Source organism: Cryobacterium sp. MDB2-A-1 (assembly GCF_004402675.1).
GTDB classification, from domain to species: domain Bacteria; phylum Actinomycetota; class Actinomycetes; order Actinomycetales; family Microbacteriaceae; genus Cryobacterium; species Cryobacterium glucosi.
Window position 1 is genome coordinate 49712 of sequence record NZ_SOFK01000024.1, and the last position, 14650, is coordinate 64361.

General features: G+C 64.6%; 15 protein-coding genes. 7 read left to right on the plus strand and 8 right to left on the minus strand.

Annotated features, from left to right (window positions below):
- Nucleotides 1–255: 255 nt before the first annotated feature.
- The 3 genes from E3O39_RS07680 to E3O39_RS19290 all read right to left on the minus strand — a co-directional run bounded on the left by E3O39_RS07680 (nucleotide 256) and on the right by E3O39_RS19290 (nucleotide 4100).
- Entirely contained in the window at nucleotides 256–1854 is a 1599-nt protein-coding gene (locus tag E3O39_RS07680) for an MFS transporter (RefSeq protein ID WP_198413401.1), read from the minus strand.
- A gap of 145 nt (nucleotides 1855–1999) precedes the next feature.
- Nucleotides 2000–3901 carry an ABC transporter ATP-binding protein gene (locus E3O39_RS07685; RefSeq protein ID WP_134450188.1) on the minus strand — a complete coding sequence of 634 codons (1902 nt, stop codon included), beginning with the start codon at nucleotides 3899–3901 and terminating at the stop codon, nucleotides 2000–2002.
- 31 nt (nucleotides 3902–3932) lie between these two features.
- A complete protein-coding gene (locus E3O39_RS19290) occupies nucleotides 3933–4100 on the minus strand; it encodes a hypothetical protein (protein WP_198413402.1) in 168 nt (55 codons plus the stop codon).
- Between the two features lie 329 nt (nucleotides 4101–4429).
- On the opposite strand from E3O39_RS19290, the gene E3O39_RS07695 reads away from it, so the two are divergent.
- The 4 genes from E3O39_RS07695 to E3O39_RS07710 all read left to right on the plus strand — a co-directional run bounded on the left by E3O39_RS07695 (nucleotide 4430) and on the right by E3O39_RS07710 (nucleotide 8368).
- Nucleotides 4430–5833 (plus strand): sugar porter family MFS transporter, encoded by a 1404-nt coding sequence (locus tag E3O39_RS07695; RefSeq protein WP_134450189.1) that lies wholly within the window; start codon nucleotides 4430–4432, stop codon nucleotides 5831–5833.
- 64 nt (nucleotides 5834–5897) lie between these two features.
- Nucleotides 5898–6470 (plus strand): RNA polymerase sigma factor, encoded by a 573-nt coding sequence (locus E3O39_RS07700; protein WP_241975276.1) that lies wholly within the window; start codon nucleotides 5898–5900, stop codon nucleotides 6468–6470.
- Between the two features lie 68 nt (nucleotides 6471–6538).
- The gene (locus E3O39_RS07705) at nucleotides 6539–7834 is read left to right on the plus strand and encodes a hypothetical protein (protein ID WP_134450190.1); all 1296 of its coding nucleotides are present in this window, start codon (nucleotides 6539–6541) and stop codon (nucleotides 7832–7834) included.
- A gap of 3 nt (nucleotides 7835–7837) precedes the next feature.
- Nucleotides 7838–8368, plus strand: a complete 531-nt coding sequence (locus E3O39_RS07710; RefSeq protein WP_134450191.1) for a hypothetical protein — start codon at nucleotides 7838–7840, stop codon at nucleotides 8366–8368.
- On the opposite strand, the gene E3O39_RS07715 is transcribed toward E3O39_RS07710, so the two are convergent.
- Nucleotides 8332–9765 (minus strand): MFS transporter, encoded by a 1434-nt coding sequence (locus E3O39_RS07715; RefSeq protein WP_198413403.1) that lies wholly within the window; start codon nucleotides 9763–9765, stop codon nucleotides 8332–8334. The two genes, E3O39_RS07710 and E3O39_RS07715, sit on opposite strands and share 37 nt — an antisense overlap.
- A 37-nt stretch (nucleotides 9766–9802) precedes the next feature.
- On the opposite strand from E3O39_RS07715, the gene E3O39_RS07720 reads away from it, so the two are divergent.
- Nucleotides 9803–10723, plus strand: a complete 921-nt coding sequence (locus E3O39_RS07720) for a helix-turn-helix transcriptional regulator (RefSeq protein WP_198413404.1) — start codon at nucleotides 9803–9805, stop codon at nucleotides 10721–10723.
- 286 nt (nucleotides 10724–11009) lie between these two features.
- On the plus strand, nucleotides 11010–11681 hold the full coding sequence (locus tag E3O39_RS07725; protein WP_241985007.1) for a DUF4386 domain-containing protein: 672 nt from the start codon (nucleotides 11010–11012) through the stop codon (nucleotides 11679–11681).
- Nucleotides 11682–11796: 115 nt separating this feature from the next.
- On the opposite strand, the gene E3O39_RS07730 is transcribed toward E3O39_RS07725, so the two are convergent.
- The 3 genes from E3O39_RS07730 to E3O39_RS07740 form a co-directional block, all read right to left on the minus strand.
- Nucleotides 11797–12123 carry a helix-turn-helix transcriptional regulator gene (locus E3O39_RS07730; RefSeq protein WP_134450194.1) on the minus strand — a complete coding sequence of 109 codons (327 nt, stop codon included), beginning with the start codon at nucleotides 12121–12123 and terminating at the stop codon, nucleotides 11797–11799.
- Nucleotides 12120–12593 carry an SRPBCC family protein gene (locus tag E3O39_RS07735; protein ID WP_134450195.1) on the minus strand — a complete coding sequence of 158 codons (474 nt, stop codon included), beginning with the start codon at nucleotides 12591–12593 and terminating at the stop codon, nucleotides 12120–12122. Before E3O39_RS07735 ends, E3O39_RS07730 begins: the two co-directional genes overlap by 4 nt.
- Before the next feature lie 122 nt (nucleotides 12594–12715).
- The gene (locus tag E3O39_RS07740; protein ID WP_370294742.1) at nucleotides 12716–12865 is read right to left on the minus strand and encodes a hypothetical protein; all 150 of its coding nucleotides are present in this window, start codon (nucleotides 12863–12865) and stop codon (nucleotides 12716–12718) included.
- A 326-nt stretch (nucleotides 12866–13191) separates the two neighbouring features.
- On the opposite strand from E3O39_RS07740, the gene E3O39_RS07745 reads away from it, so the two are divergent.
- Nucleotides 13192–13587 carry a DUF4177 domain-containing protein gene (locus E3O39_RS07745; RefSeq protein WP_241985008.1) on the plus strand — a complete coding sequence of 132 codons (396 nt, stop codon included), beginning with the start codon at nucleotides 13192–13194 and terminating at the stop codon, nucleotides 13585–13587.
- Between the two features lie 109 nt (nucleotides 13588–13696).
- On the opposite strand, the gene pdxY is transcribed toward E3O39_RS07745, so the two are convergent.
- Complete coding sequence (gene pdxY / locus E3O39_RS07750) at nucleotides 13697–14548, minus strand: pyridoxal kinase PdxY (protein WP_134450196.1); 852 nt, start codon at nucleotides 14546–14548, stop codon at nucleotides 13697–13699.
- Between the last annotated feature and the right edge of the window lie 102 nt (nucleotides 14549–14650).

Below are 14650 nucleotides of genomic sequence, written 5' to 3' on the forward strand. Positions count from 1 at the left end.
GGTTGTGGCCTGAGCGGCCAGCGGCATCGCGAAGAGTTTCATCGACGGATTCGTGACCAGCCAGGTGGCGGCTCACCAGAGGCTGCAGAGTATCCGTATTCGATGTTCTCTCGTGGTCATCTCGCTGGCTGGGATCCAGCGACTAGTGGCTTCGCGAAAGCGCCCCTTCTGTCCTAACCGGCAGCTCGCGATGGATGCCGACTTGGCACGGTGCCGCCACCGCGGCGGCACCGTGCCATCGAGCCGGTGTGCCGGTCAGCCCTTGGTGGAGACGGTCGGGGCGGGCGGGGAGATCGCGTCCTCGGGCCAGGCCGACTCGTACGGGTGGCCGGTCAGCTTCTCGACGACCACACGGGCCTCGGAGGTGACCTCGTCCTTGGAGCCGCCGGCCTCGAGGCGGTCGATCTCGGCGCGCAGAACTGCGTGGTTCTGCGGGTCGAGGTACATGAACCGTGAGATGGCGAACGCGATAGCGATGAGGACGAGCGGCCCGACGATGACGACGAGTGCGATGACGTGCTGGGTGCCGGAGCTCTGAACGAGGGGGCAGGAGTTGAGGCACGAGGCGTCGAGCTGCACGCCGCCCTCGCTGCCGGGCTTGAGGAATCCACCCAGGTCCAGGAACCACGAGACGATGAGGGTCGCGACCGCGCCTGTCGACTTGCGGCCGAAGGTCATCACCGCGGCATAGATTCCGGCGCGGTCCTGGCGGGTCATAATCCGGTCGACGTCGGGGATGAACGGGAAGACGTTCCACGGCGTGAACTCGAGGATGGATCGTCCGGCCTGATACGCGAGGCCGACGATGACGAGCAGCACCATCGTCGAGGACGGCTGGATGAGGTAGATCGCGCCGAGGGCGAGCAGGCAGGCGATGATCACGGAGTAGGACATGGCAAACAAGTAGCGCGGGCCCTTGCGGATCATGAGGAATGCGGCGAGCACCGTGGTCGGCAGCCCGATGATGGACAGCGCCTGGAGGGTGAGGCCGAAAGACTCGCTGCCGTGCACGGCGTACACGACGAAGAACGTCAGCGCTGTGGCGAAGATGTCCTTGCCCGTAAAGGAGAAGAGATAGATCGCCAGGTGCTTGCGGAAGCTCGAGTTCTTGAACGTCGAGCCGAAGTCCTTGAGGTTGTCGGTAATGAGCTTTCCGACAGGCACCTTGGGCTGGGCGTCGAGCTCCGCGAGGAACTCCGGGGTGAGCTTGCGCTCCCAGGTGGTGAAGTACGTCGTGATGACGGCGCCGGCGAACAGCACGGAGAAGATGAGACCGGTGATGAGGTAGGCGTTCGGGTTGTTCGTCCCCTTGATCTGGGCCGGGATGAAGAAGACGAGGAAGGTGCCCGTGGCCGACAGGAACATGCGGGTTGAGCTGAGCTTGGTCCGCAGCTTGTAGTTGTCCGTCATCTCAGTGGGCAGGGTCTCCCACGGGATGAGAATCATCGCCATGATCATCTCGACAGCCAGGTAGACGATCAGGTAGTACCAGAAGCCCTGTTGCGAGATCCACAGCAGGGGGAAAACGACGAGGAGCAAGGGTGCGCCGATGAGCAGGAAGAAGTGGCGGCGGCCGAACTTTTTGCCCAGGCGGGTCCGATAGAAGTTGTCGGTCAGCGGGCCGATGATGAGGCTGACGACCGCGTCGACGATGCGGGCGATGAAGAGGATCGTGCCGGCTTGGACGGCGCTGACGTCCCCGTAGGTCGTGAAGAAGTACAGCATCAGGCCGCTGATGATGGTGTTCCAGCCGCCGCCCATGAGGTCCAGGACACCGAAGCCGATGCTCCGGGCAAGCGTGATGGGTCGGGCCGTGTACACGCGTGGGGTCGATTTGTCGATGAGGGGGCTCACGTCTTTGTGCCTTCTGCTTCAGGGTCCCAGGCTCGTTCCGGGGATGTTTGCACACTACCATACAAGCACACATGCGTGTGTGATCGAGGCATGAGCACAGCGATATGCGGATCCTTCCCTGTGCCGACACGACCGAGCTCAGCGACTAGGTCCGGCTCAGCGCTTCCTCTTCGGGCGCAACATTCTTCTGCACGGCGAACTGGGTCCGGTGCAATTCCTCGTACCGCCCACCCGCGGCCAGCAGTTCCTCGTGCGTACCGCGCTCCACGATCGAGCCGTCCTCAACGACGAGAATCAGGTCCGCGTTGCGGATGGTGGAGAGGCGGTGTGCGATCACCATCGCCGTCCGTCCCTTGAGCGCCTCGCTGAGCGCAGCCTGCACGGCGGCCTCAGACGTCGAGTCCAGCGCCGCCGTCGCCTCGTCGAGGATGACGACGCGCGGCTGGGCGAGCAGGAGCCTCGCGATGGTCATCCGCTGGCGCTCACCCCCGGACAGCCGGTAGCCACGTTCTCCGACCATGGTGTCCAGCTGGTCCGGTAGCGACCGGATGAGCGGTTCGAGCCGCGCACGGCGGACGGCGTCCCACACCTCGTCGTCGGACGCCTCCGGCCTCGCAAGGCGCAGATTGGAGAGGATGGTCTCGTGGAACAGGTGGCCGTCCTGCGTCACCATGCCCAGGGTGTGCCGCAGGGAGACGAAAGTGACATCGCGGACATCCGTCCCCGCGAGGCGCACGGCGCCGCTGTCGACGTCATACAAGCGCGAGAGGAGCTGGGCAATTGTGGACTTGCCGGCACCGGACGAACCAACGAGGGCAACGGTCTGCCCCGGCTCGATTCTGAAGGACACGCCGTGCAGCACCTCGTCGCCGCCGCGGGTGTCCAGCGTGGAAACCTCCTCGAGAGAGGCGAGGGACACCTTGTCCGCGGACGGGTAGGCGAAGCGAACGTTGTCGAACTCGACGGCCACTGGGCCTTCGGGGACGGGGACGGCGTCGGGCATCTCCTGGATGAGCGGTTCGAGGTCCAGCACCTCGAAGACGCGCTCGAAGCTGACCACCGCGCTCATGATCTCCACCCGTGCGTTTGCGAGGCCGGTGAGCGGCGCGTAGAGGCGGGTGAGGAGGAGCGCCAGGGTGACCACGTCACCGGTATTCAGCTGGCCGGCGAGTGCGAGGGAGCCGCCGAGCCCGTACACGAGCGCCAGAGCGAGAGCAGAGACGAGCATCAGTGCGGTGAAGAAGACGAACTGCAGCATCGCGGTCCGGACCCCGATGTCGCGGACGCGGGCGGCGCGGACGCGGAACTCCTCGGCCTCCTCGTCGGGCCGGCCGAACAGCTTGACGAGGGTGGCGCCGGGCGCCGAGAAGCGCTCGGTCATCTGCGTGCTCATGGCGGAATTGTGGTCGGCGGCCTCGCGGCGCAGCGCGGCGAGGCGGCTGCCCATGCGGCGCGCGGGTACTAGGAAGATGGGGAGCATGATCACGGCGAGAACCGTCACGAGCCAGGACGTGCTGAGCATGACGATCAGGGTGAGGGTCAGCGCCACGAGGTTCGTGACCACGCCGGACAGCGTTCCGCTAAAGGCCTGCTGAGCGCCGATCACATCGTTGTTGAGGCGGCTCACGAGGGCGCCCGTCCGCGTGCGGGTGAAGAACGCGATCGGCATCTTCTGCACGTGGTTGAAGACGGCAGTGCGGAGGTCCAGGATCACGCCTTCGCCGATCCGCGCCGAGTACCAGCGCGTCACGAGTGACACGGCGGCGTCGGCCACGGCCACGAGGGCGATGACCACTGCGATCCAAACGATCGTGGTGACCGCGCCCTGGGCGACGATGACGTCGACCACCTTGCCGGCGAGTACCGGCGTCGCGACCGCGAGGAAAGCTCCCACGATGGAGAGGGTAATGAAGATCAGCAGCTTGGACCGGTAGGGCACCGCGAACGTCAGGATCCGCCGCACGGACTCACGGGAGAAGCCGTGCTTGCCGTCCCTGGCGGAAGAGATCTTGTACAGCGAGCTCCAGGCCGCGCTTTCCATGCTCATTGAGGTTCCTTCCGTGGGCAGAAGGCCCAGCTTAGATGGCGACGTGCCCCAGCTCGCTGTTCTCCGCTGCGCCGGCTCCGAGGCGGAAGTCAAGACGGTTGTCATCGTGGTTGGTGGTCGTGGTGGTGTTCCAGCCGGGGAACAGCCGGAGACTGACCCCGCGGCCGGGCCGAAGGAGCGGGCCCGGTCGGCGAACCACCGCCTCGACCACAGTCGGTCAGCGGCACGATGCTGAAATCTTGTGAGCTAGGCTAACAAAAAGCTTGATGTTAGCGATCACTTTCGGCCAAAGAGCCCACTGGCGTGGCATCCAAGTCCCATAACCGGGAAGGGCATGCGTCAGAGGCATGCGTCAGAGTGGACAGCTGCGATAGGGAATAGCTGAGCACACCACAATGTGCCGCGCTCCATTTCATCGCCGAGAACGCACTCATGACACAACGGCCTAGGCCCGAGACGACGTCCCGGCCAGCCATCCTTCCTGGTGATCAACCGGGGCTGAAACTAGTTCCTCACTCGGAGTGAAAAATGGAAAAAGAAAAAAAGATCGACAGCAAGTTCATCTACTTCTTCGGATCATTCGGAGGCATCCTTTTCGGCTACGACATCGGAGTCATGACTGGGGCGCTCCCGTTCCTGCAAAGCGACTGGGGCCTTGACGATGCCGCCATCATCGGTTGGGTAACCTCTGGCGTCATGTTCGGCGCCATCTTCGGTGGCGCTGTGGCCGGACAGCTTTCCGATCGATTCGGACGGCGCAAGATGATTCTCGCCGCAGCGGTCGTCTTCATGCTCGGATCAATTCTCTGCGGCCTGGCACCCGAGGATGGTGTCATCTATCTGGTCATCGCCCGAATCTTCCTGGGGCTGGCGGTCGGCGCGGCGTCCGCATCGGTTCCCGCGTACATGTCCGAGCTTGCACCCGCGCGGCTACGTGGACGCTTGTCCGGCCTGAATCAGACAATGATTGTCTCCGGCATGCTGATCTCATACATCTTGGATTTCCTGCTGAAGGATCTGCCCGAAGCGTGGGCGTGGCGAGTGATGCTCGCGACGGCCGCAGTGCCGGCTGTGATTCTGTATCTGGGCGTGTTGCGGTTGCCCGAATCGCCCCGGTTCCTGGTGAAAGTCGGCGAGGAAGACGAGGCACTCACGGTACTTCGCTACATTCGCCGCCCAGACGAGGTCGATGCCGAGCTCAGATCGATCACAGAAACGGCCCAAGTCGAGAAGCAGGCGGCTGGCAATACCTCACTTGCAACGTTGTTCGACAGCAAGTACCGGTATCTCGTCATTGCGGGTGTCGGTGTCGCCGCGTTCCAGCAGCTCCAAGGTGCCAACGCGATCTTCTACTACATCCCGTTGATCGTGGAAAAGGCCACAGGTAATGCGGCAAGTTCGGCGCTGATGTGGCCGATCATCCAGGGCGTGCTCCTCGTGCTCGGCTCATTGCTGTTCCTGGTGATCGCGGACAAGTTCAACCGACGCCTCTTGCTGACCGCGGGCGGCACGATCATGGGTGTGTCCTTCCTGCTGCCCGCGATACTGAATACCGTGATGAAGGACGCGAACCCGATGATGATCGTGGTGTTCTTGAGCATCTACGTGGCAGCCTATTCGTTCACGTGGGCCCCACTCACCTGGGTGATCGTTGGAGAGATCTTCCCAATGGCGATTCGCGGCAGGGCCTCTGGTATCGCATCGTCCTTCAACTGGATCGGATCGTTCGCTGTCGGTCTCTTGTTCCCGATCATGACCGCACTGATGAGCCAGGACGCGGTGTTCGCGATCTTTGGTGCCATTTGCATTCTTGGTGTCATCTTCATTCGGACTCGTGTCCCCGAAACTCGTGGCCGCACGTTGGAGGACATCGAAACCAAAAGTATTCCGACCCAGAAAGCTTTCGCTTCTTACGAGAGGGCAGGAAGGTGACGATGTTCTCCGAAAATTCGGGCGCTGCGTGCAAGAGTTACGGCGGATGCGACATATTCAGTAGGTGAGCATCGCCGACACCCCAGCCACCGCGGACAGGAGCGAGGGAGTGGCGCTGCCTGACAGTGCGGACCCGCCCACGACTGCGGCCGATGTGGACTGGTTCACCGTGATGGTCCGCGAGTACTCGACCGCGCTCATCCGCTATTTCGCCCGCCGCGGGCCGCGTCAGGATGCCGAGGACCTGGTCGCTGAGGTCTTCGCGACAGCCTGGCGTCGACGCAACGACGTGCCCCGGGAGGCCGTGCTGCCGTGGCTGTATCGCACGGCGGGATTCACGCTCGCGAATGCGCGCAGGAAGCACATCGATCTTCCGGTCGACGAGGTGCCCGAGTCGGGCGTGGCGCGAGTCGACGGCGATCCGGAGCTGAACAGCCTGTTCGATGCGGAACTCCGTGGCGCGCTGGCAAGCGTGAGCGAGCGCGACCGGCAGATCCTTCTTCTGCACGCGTGGGAGGGTCTGGACGGAGCCGAGCTCGCCGAGGTGCTCGGTATCTCCCGATCCGGGGCGGACGCCGCGCTGTCGCGTGCGCGCAAGCGATTGCGAGAAGCCTGGGGCGAGCGGATGTCGTTCTAGGGCTTCTGCAAGATGCGGCACGGAGCGCACATATACCAGGTGAACCGAAAGCCCGGAGGCTGATTGACATGAACGACGACGACAAACAACAAGACCCGGTCGCCCGGCTGCGTGCCGCCGACCCCGCGGGGGATATCGAGGCACGTGCCGGGTTCGCCGACGAGGTCGTCGCTCGGATGACCGGCCCTGAGGCTGAACCGATGGCCGGATCGGCACCCGTGGCCGACCTGGAGAAGGCACGAGCACGCCGACGGCCGCGCTGGCTCCCGTTCGTCGCGGTCGCGGCGTCGATCGCGATCGTCGGTGCCGCGGGATACGGGATCGGAGCGAGCGAAGGCGGGCCGAAGAGCCTGGCCGACGGCGCTGCTCCGCCCATCACTCTGCAGTCCAATGGGCGCCCCGAAAGCGTCGCGCAAGGCGGAATGGAGCCATCCGTGGGTTCTGGCGCCGCGACCGACCAGAAGATGTCTTCCTCGACCTACCCCTACGGATCCGGCCGGAACGCCTTCAGCGCGTCCGGTCTTGGCACACAGGCGGGCACAGCTCAGGCCTATGCCTACGACCCTCGTTCGGCATCCAGCTCAGACAAGGTCGCCGCGCTCGCCGCGGCGCTCGGCATCGGATTACCCGTCGACCTGCGGGACGGCAGCTGGGTCGCCGGCCCGCAGGATGGCAGCGCCCCGAGCCTGTCCGTGAGTCTCGACGGCATGCTGTCCTTCTACTTCCAGAACCCGCAGGTGAACCCGTGGAAGTGCGAGGGTGACAGCGCCTGCGAGCCGACCGGCCAGCCGCCGAGCGAAGACGCCGCGATCGGAGCGCTTCGTGCGCTCCTCGCCGCCGCCGGCCGGGACCCTGCCGAGTTCGAATTCACCTCTCAGGTGTCGGAGGGCTCTCCCACACGAACCGTCACGGCAAAACCGGTCATCGACGGGCAGCAGGTCGACCAGGGCTGGTCCTTGGAGATGGCCGAAGGTGGTGTCGTCAACGCCAACGGTGCCCTCGCCGACGTCATCGCTCTGGGAACGTACCCGGTGGTCAGCGAGCAAGAGGGCTTCGAACGCCTCTCAGACCCGCGGTTCAGCGGAGCGGCGACGTCTCTGCCGATCGCCCTCCGCGATCAGGCGTCGACGACCAAGGAGTGGGTGGCACCGACGGAGCCGCCGGCAACACCAGTCGCCGGCACCTCGGTCTCCTGGCCGGTGAACAAGGTCGAGATCGTCAGTGCACGCCTGGGTCTCACCACCCAGTGGCAGCCGGACGGGAGCGTCCTGGTGGTTCCCGCGTTCGCATTCACGGATGCCGAGGGCGGCACCTGGTCGGTTCTCGCCGTCGCGGAATCGAAGCTGGACTTCCGGGCCTTCTAGACCATGACAGTCGCATCGGGCGACTATTTCATTCCCCGGTTCGTGCAGAGGCTGCTCTGCGTCGTGTCACGGGCGACCGCGGCGTTGGTTGACGAACGACTCATGGATCCAAGGATCGCGATCGTCTCGATGCAGGACCGAGTTGCCGGTCTCGGGCATATCCGGATGGATCACCGCGTGCGTTCCTCCGACGACGTCCACCTGGAAGCCATCGATATCGACACGGTCCCCGGGTGCGACGACCGTAACCCGGCCATCGTTGTTGTGGACCTGCGCCACGACGTCAGCCGGCGCCCAGATCCGGGGCTCTCGCTGGGACTCGAGTGCCGCGGAGAGCAGGTCGACGTCGAAGTGGTCGGGGTGGTCGTGTGTTTCCAGGACGGCGGACGTCCCGCCGACCAGCCGAGGCGCAGCAGGTGTGAATGTCCCGCGGTCGATGAGGAGAAAGGTGCGTTCCTTTTGCAGGAGAACCGTGGGATGGGTGTTCTCGTGGAGGATCACGAGAGGGTTGTCGCCTGTTCTGCGTCGGAGTGAGCGTCGGGGTGTGCGTCGAGCGGTGACTCTGGCGCACGGCGAGTGCCGACTCGTCGGAGGACGATGGCGACCACCGCGATGAATGCGGCGACGATGAGGGCGTCGATGCCGATTCCGATGCGCAGGGCGAGGAGGCTGGAGAGGCCGCCGGCAGCGGTCGCGATCGCCGACACGATCGGGGTGCCGAGGGTCATGCCGACCTGCTGTGTCATTGTGACCAAGCCGGTCGCGAGGCCCTGTTGTCCTGGTTCGACACCGGACGTCGCGGCAACCAGGAATGTGACGACGGCGACCATATGACCGATCGCGGCTATGAAGCCGACCACGGAGTAGAGGGCGATCGATCCGGGGTGGTCGTTCACGGCGACGAGTGCGGCGGTTGCCAGCGCCTGGGTTCCGAGGCCGAGGAGCATCGCGCCGCGGATACCCAGCCGTCCGACGACGCGGGGTCCGATGACGCCGCCGACGACAGCGCCGACGCCTGTCAAGCCGATGATCAGACCGGTGATGAGCGGGTCCAGTTCCAGCACGTGCTGGAAGTACATCGTGGACAGGAACACAAGGCCGGTCTCCATCGCGAGCGATGCGAAGCCGATGAGGTGACCGGCGAGGATATTCGGCCGTGTCAGGAGCTTCAGGGGCACCAGCGGGGCGCTGTGGCGTCGCTCGGTGCGGATGAAGAAGACGATCAGGACAATGCTGGCGGCGAGACAGATCAGGCCGTTCGGGTCCGTGACGCCGTGCTCACCGAAGCGGGACATCGCGAAGACCAGGGTGATCAGCGCCGTGGTGATGAGCGCCGCACCGCGCACGTCAAGGCGGGCCTGATGCTCTCTGGTTGGTTCGCGGATGATGAGTAGCGCCAGTACAACGACTGCGGCGGCGATCGGGACGTTGACGAGGAACGCTGCCCGCCAGGACAGGTAGTTCGTCAAGATCCCGCCGAACACCGCGCCGGCAGTGAATCCCAGCGAGGCGAGGACGCTGCTCAGCCCGAGTGCCCGGCGTCGGAGCGGCCCCTCCGGGAAGATGGAGGTGATCAGCGCGAGCGCGGCGGGCATCGCGGCCGCTGTTGCCAAGCCCTGCAGCGCCCGCGCTACGAGCAGAACCGCGGGAGAGCCAGCGAAGCCGCCCACGAGCGATGCTCCAGCGAGGACTGCCATACCGATGACGAACATCCGGCGACGTCCGACCCAATCGCCCAGCCGCCCGAGCAACAATGTGAAGCCCGCCGCGCACAGCGCGAACGTCGTCGCGACCCACTGCACATCGGCGGACGCAAACCCCAATGCCGACCCGATTTCCGGAAGTGCGACGTTCAGAATCGAAAAGTCCACCGAGAGCAGGAACTGCGAGGAAAGGAGGATCAGGAGTGCGACGAGTTGGTGTCGGGTCATACGTGAGTGCATTTGCCCTAGCCTGTCATTGCCGTTGATGACCAGCCAGACCCCCGGTGTGCGTACCACCAGCAGGGTCAGGCTGATCCTCCCGACCGGTCGCTGCACCGCGCATACTGGGATGATGTCAACAGAGTTCGGGGATTTCCTTCGCAGCCGCCGCGCCGCGCTGACTCCGGAAGCGGTTGGGGTGAATGCCTATGGGGCGCGGCGTGTTCCCGGATTGCGGCGAGAAGAGATCGCTCAGCTGGTCGGCGTGAGCGTCGCCTATTACACCCGGCTCGAGCAGGCAGCGGATGCAGAGCGAGCATCTGATCAGGTGATCGAAGCCCTCATTCGCGCCATGCGGCTCGACCCCGATGAAGCACTCCACCTCCGTCGCCTCGCGCGCCCCTCGTACGCGCGTGCGATCGGTGTCCCAGCCGAACGGCCGCGCCAGAGCATCTTGCGGCTCATCGCGGCCCTTCCCGGGCCTGCGATCGTCTTCGATCACGCCAACGATATCTACGCCTGGAACAGGCTCGGTCACCTACTACTTGCCCACGACCTTCCCTTTGACGCGACCGAGCGGGACGACATCCGTCCGAATTTCGCCCAGCGCTTCTTCCTCGGATGCGCCGGCCCCGAGCTGTTCGAGGATTCCGAGACCATGGCGCGCGAAGTCGTTGGGTTCCTCAGGTACTCGTCGAGCACCTGCCCCGACGATAAACGTCTCAGCGGTGTCATCGGTGAGCTCGCACAACGCAGCGACGCGTTCGCCAGAATCTGGGCCGAGCACCCCGTGCACGACCTCAGCTATGGCCAACACCTTTTCGCCCACCCCTTGGTCGGTCGGCTCACCCTCGACTTCGACGTCCTCCGGCCAGCCGAATCCAACCTGCGCGTCCTCACCTACCAGGCACAGCCGGGCACCCCCGACGCCGACGCCTTACAACTCCTCGCCCAACTCAGCCAGTGACGGATGCGAGTGGGCACGTAGCATCGGTCGCGTGAGGTCCATATCATCCGTCACCGGGTCGTAGCTGTCATCGCTCAAAGGGGTTCGGACGGCCACTGGAGGGCGCTCCTATCCCCAGCGGGGACGCGGGACTACGCTGACGAAGCTCAGGATCTTGCGAATCCCGTCGAGACCATCGTGCTTGCCCGATCGACCTGCCTCGACCTGAAAACCGAAAAGTGGAGGAACGAACATTGCCACCGAACACGCAACCGTCCCGGCTCGCTCCCCATATCGAAGGACTTCGTTGATCGCGGGCATCCTTTATGTGCTCACCTTCGTCTCGATTCCGTCCCTCGTCCTGTACGGCCCGGTAAAGGGTGCGGACTATGTTCTTGGCCCCGGCCCGGACACCGGGGCCGTGCTCGGCGGTCTCTCGGAGATCATTGTCGCCCTCGCGGGTATCGGCACCGCCGTCGTTCTGTTCCCCGTGCTCAAGAAGCAGAACGAAGCGGCCGCACTGGGCCTGGTGGCCGCACGGATACTGGAGTCGAGCGCCATCTTGCTCGGCGTTTCCGTGATCCTGACGATCGTGGCATTACGGCAGGGCGGTACTGGAACAGACGTCGTGGTCGCCGGCCACACGCTCGCCTACCTGTACGATCGCATCTTCCTCTTGAGTCAGAGTTTCATGCCGGCCGTCTGTGACCTGCTGCTGGGGATCTTGCTGTTCCAGTCCCGTCTGGTGCCCCGGGCCCTGTCCCTGATCGGAATCGTTGGAGCCCCCGTACTCCTTGCAAGCTATCTCGCCGTATTCACCGGGCTCATCGGTCAACACGACGCATTGGCGGGAGCCTCAGCGCTCCTCGTTGCCGTATTCGAGTTCTCGCTCGGCATCTGGCTGATCGTCAGAGGGTTCAGCCCCCAGGCCATCGTGGCCCTGGAAAAGAGGAGCTTGTTCAGCGCTGCTGTTCGATAGTTCACCGGGGTCCTTCCCGTCGCCACTGTCTCGGATTCCGAGGTACGCGCACAGACGACGGCAGCGTCGGGAACAGATTCCGTGGGGATGTCGCCGGGTCTCGGGATCGAGTGCGTTACTCCGACTCCAGCGCCTCCGCGATCTGCTTGATCGTCGCCAGCCGGCGGTCCCACTGCGCCCCGATCAGGTCGAGCCGCCGGGCGGTCTCGGCGAGCTGGCTGCCCAGCACCCGGTACCGGACTTCGCGACCCACTCGCACTGGCTCGACCAGTCCGACGTCCTGCAGCACCGCCAGGTGCTTGGCGATCGCCTGGCGCGAGACGGGGAGGACCTCGGCGAGGGCGGACGCCGATGCGTCCGCCCCGCCGAGGGCTGCCAGGATGCTCCAGCGCGTGTCATCGCCGAGGGCGGCGAAAACGGGAACGAGGGTGGACGCGGTCACTCGGAACCTTCGAGGTAGGCGACCAGCTCGTCCAGCTCGAAGTCCCAGCCGCCGCGGTTGCCGTCCATGCTCGCGGCGGGGTCACGGAGGGCGTCGAAACCGGATTCGACGACCGTGAGTTGCGTGCCGGCATCCACTGTTTCGAGGGTGAAGCGGAACACGGTGGTCTCGCCCGACTCGAGAGTGGATGCGGCGGCATTGCTGTTGCCCCAGCGGTAGGCGATCATACGCGGGGGGTCGAGCTCCTCGATGCGGACCGGGAAGTCGCCGTGGTCGGACCAGCCGAAGACGCCAGTGGTGCCGACCGCGAGCGGTGACAGGGTGGCGTGCTCGGGAAACCAGCGGGCGATGTGCTGCGCCTCGGTGACGGCCGCCCAGACCTTCTCGATGGGGGCTGCGATCGTGATGGTTCGTGAGACGGTGAACTTGTCGGCATCGACAACGGACAACTCGTTGACATTCGTACTCATGGTGCATCCCTTCGGTGGATTAGTCCTTCAGTTGATTGCTGCAACCTAAGAGTTGCACAAGCGAGGAAAAACTGCAACCAAAAAGTTGCAACCGGGTGTGGTTATCAGGCCGTGCGCACACGTCAGAGCGCGGCTGCCTCGGCGCGCAGCACCGCGCTCTCGCGTTCGTTGCTCGCCAGGTCGGCGGCGGTGCTCAGTTCGGATCGGGCCTCGTCGGTGCGGCCGAGCCGGGCGAGCAGTTCGCCGCGCACGCTCGGCAGCAGGTGGGGCATGGCGCAATCCGTGGACGATCTCGACGAACTCCAGGTCGCGGCATGGATGACCAATGAAACGTCCGTGCCGGGTGTCGGCGGCAAGAAGTATTGAACCTGAGGGTCGCCGCCGCGGCAAGCCTTTCCGTGCGGAGGTGACTGCACAAGTCCGCTCCCCGTTGTGGGGCGTCCGGTGTGGCTTAGGTGCTGGGTGGAAGCGGCATAGTTAGGTAACGGTCGATTCAGTTCGACGGTCTTGGGAGACACTCCTGATAGAGGTTCCAATATCGGGGTAAACGAACCCGACCGTCTCACCACGATCGTCCAGCTCCGACTGAAACGAGGCAATGGTGGGGAACGCAGCAGCAGGTTGGTACGACGACGGTTCGGGTCGCCAGCGACGGTGGGATGGCAACCAGTGGACGGATGTCTGGCAAGACGAGGCGCCGGTGAACAGTCCCGCCGCTCTGATCGACCACATCAAGTCGGAGTCCGTTGCGGGAGGTAGAGCGCGGCCGGCGCAAAATGGGCAGAGCTACGTCGTGTTGCAGGTGGTGCTCAAGGAGAAGCTATTCGGTACCGGATCCGGCAACCTCACCGAGCTGGAAAAGTCCATCAACGCGCAAGCCGCTCTCGGCTATCGACTGCACACCATCACGACGTCAGCCTCAGGCAGTAAGGGTCTCGGGGGCGGCGACCGCATCCAGGCCACGCTGGTCTTTGAGCGACTGGGGATCAACTGACGACTCCCAGACGCGGTGGGTGTGACGCAGCAGAGGTGACGCGTTGTCCGCTCTGTACGTCGGCGTATTCGCCGGCCGTCGTGTTGGCCGCTTTCGGGGCCTCCAGCGGTTATCGCACTCGCTGGGCCGTGAACTGCATGCGCGGGTGCGCATAGGATTCTTGCGCCTGAACGAGCTGCAGTTCTCGCTCACCTGACTGGTAGGTCAGCTCGAGGAGATCGAACACGCTGGACACGGTGCGTTCCAGCGCGACCGCAGCGTCACCTGTCGCGCGGTAGTGCGCCGAGAAGAGCGCCGCGGTGACGTCGCCCGATCCGTTGGCTTTGAAAGGGAGATGGGGCGTCTGCACGATCCACGCGCCCGCAGCATCCACGGCGAGCATCTCGATGGTGCCGGGTTCGCGGTCGGGGCGTTCCACGCTGGTCACGAGCACGGTGCCCGGTCCCATCGCCCGGGCGATGTCGACGGATGCGAGTGTAGAGTCCAGCGTCGAGGGCTCGGTTCCGGTGAGGAATCCCAACTCGAACTGGTTCGGAGTGATGATGTCGGCCACGGGGACGACGCGATCCCGAAGCAGGTGGGGGATCTCGGGCGCAACGAAGCACCCGGACTTCGCGTTACCCATCACGGGGTCACACGCGTAGATGGCCGACGGGTTCGCCGCCTTCACCCGCTGCACCGCATCCACGATGACGTCGCCGATCCCGGTGCCGCCCTGGTATCCCGAGAGCACGACGTCGATCTGGGGGAGCACACCACGTTCTTCGATGCCGAGGATGACATCGTGCACATCCTCGGGTGTGATGAGGGACCCGCGCCACGCGCCATATCCCGTGTGATTGGAGAAGTTCACCGTGTTGACCGGCAGCACTTCGACCCCGATGCGCTGGAGGGGGAACACGGCTGCGGAGTTGCCAACGTGGCCATAAGCGACGGCCGACTGAATCGAGAGAATCTTCACGACATCAATCCTCCTCCCTTCGAGAAGCTAGGGCCGTCGGGGCAGTCGAAACCAACGGAATCCCGCGCCGCGTGTCATCGGCGGTCCCACTGCGCCCCCGAT

Coding starts and splice junctions, on each gene's coding strand:
- E3O39_RS07705 (WP_134450190.1), top strand. CDS start 6,539: ATGAACGACGACGACAAACAACAAGACCCGGTCGCCCGGCTGCGTGCC.
- E3O39_RS07735 (WP_134450195.1), bottom strand. CDS start 12,593: ATGAGTACGAATGTCAACGAGTTGTCCGTTGTCGATGCCGACAAGTTC.
- E3O39_RS07695 (WP_134450189.1), top strand. CDS start 4,430: ATGGAAAAAGAAAAAAAGATCGACAGCAAGTTCATCTACTTCTTCGGA.
- E3O39_RS07745 (WP_241985008.1), top strand. CDS start 13,192: ATGGTGGGGAACGCAGCAGCAGGTTGGTACGACGACGGTTCGGGTCGC.
- E3O39_RS07740 (WP_370294742.1), bottom strand. CDS start 12,865: ATGCCCCACCTGCTGCCGAGCGTGCGCGGCGAACTGCTCGCCCGGCTC.
- E3O39_RS07720 (WP_198413404.1), top strand. CDS start 9,803: ATGACCAGCCAGACCCCCGGTGTGCGTACCACCAGCAGGGTCAGGCTG.
- E3O39_RS07710 (WP_134450191.1), top strand. CDS start 7,838: ATGACAGTCGCATCGGGCGACTATTTCATTCCCCGGTTCGTGCAGAGG.
- E3O39_RS07685 (WP_134450188.1), bottom strand. CDS start 3,901: ATGAGCATGGAAAGCGCGGCCTGGAGCTCGCTGTACAAGATCTCTTCC.
- E3O39_RS07715 (WP_198413403.1), bottom strand. CDS start 9,765: ATGACCCGACACCAACTCGTCGCACTCCTGATCCTCCTTTCCTCGCAG.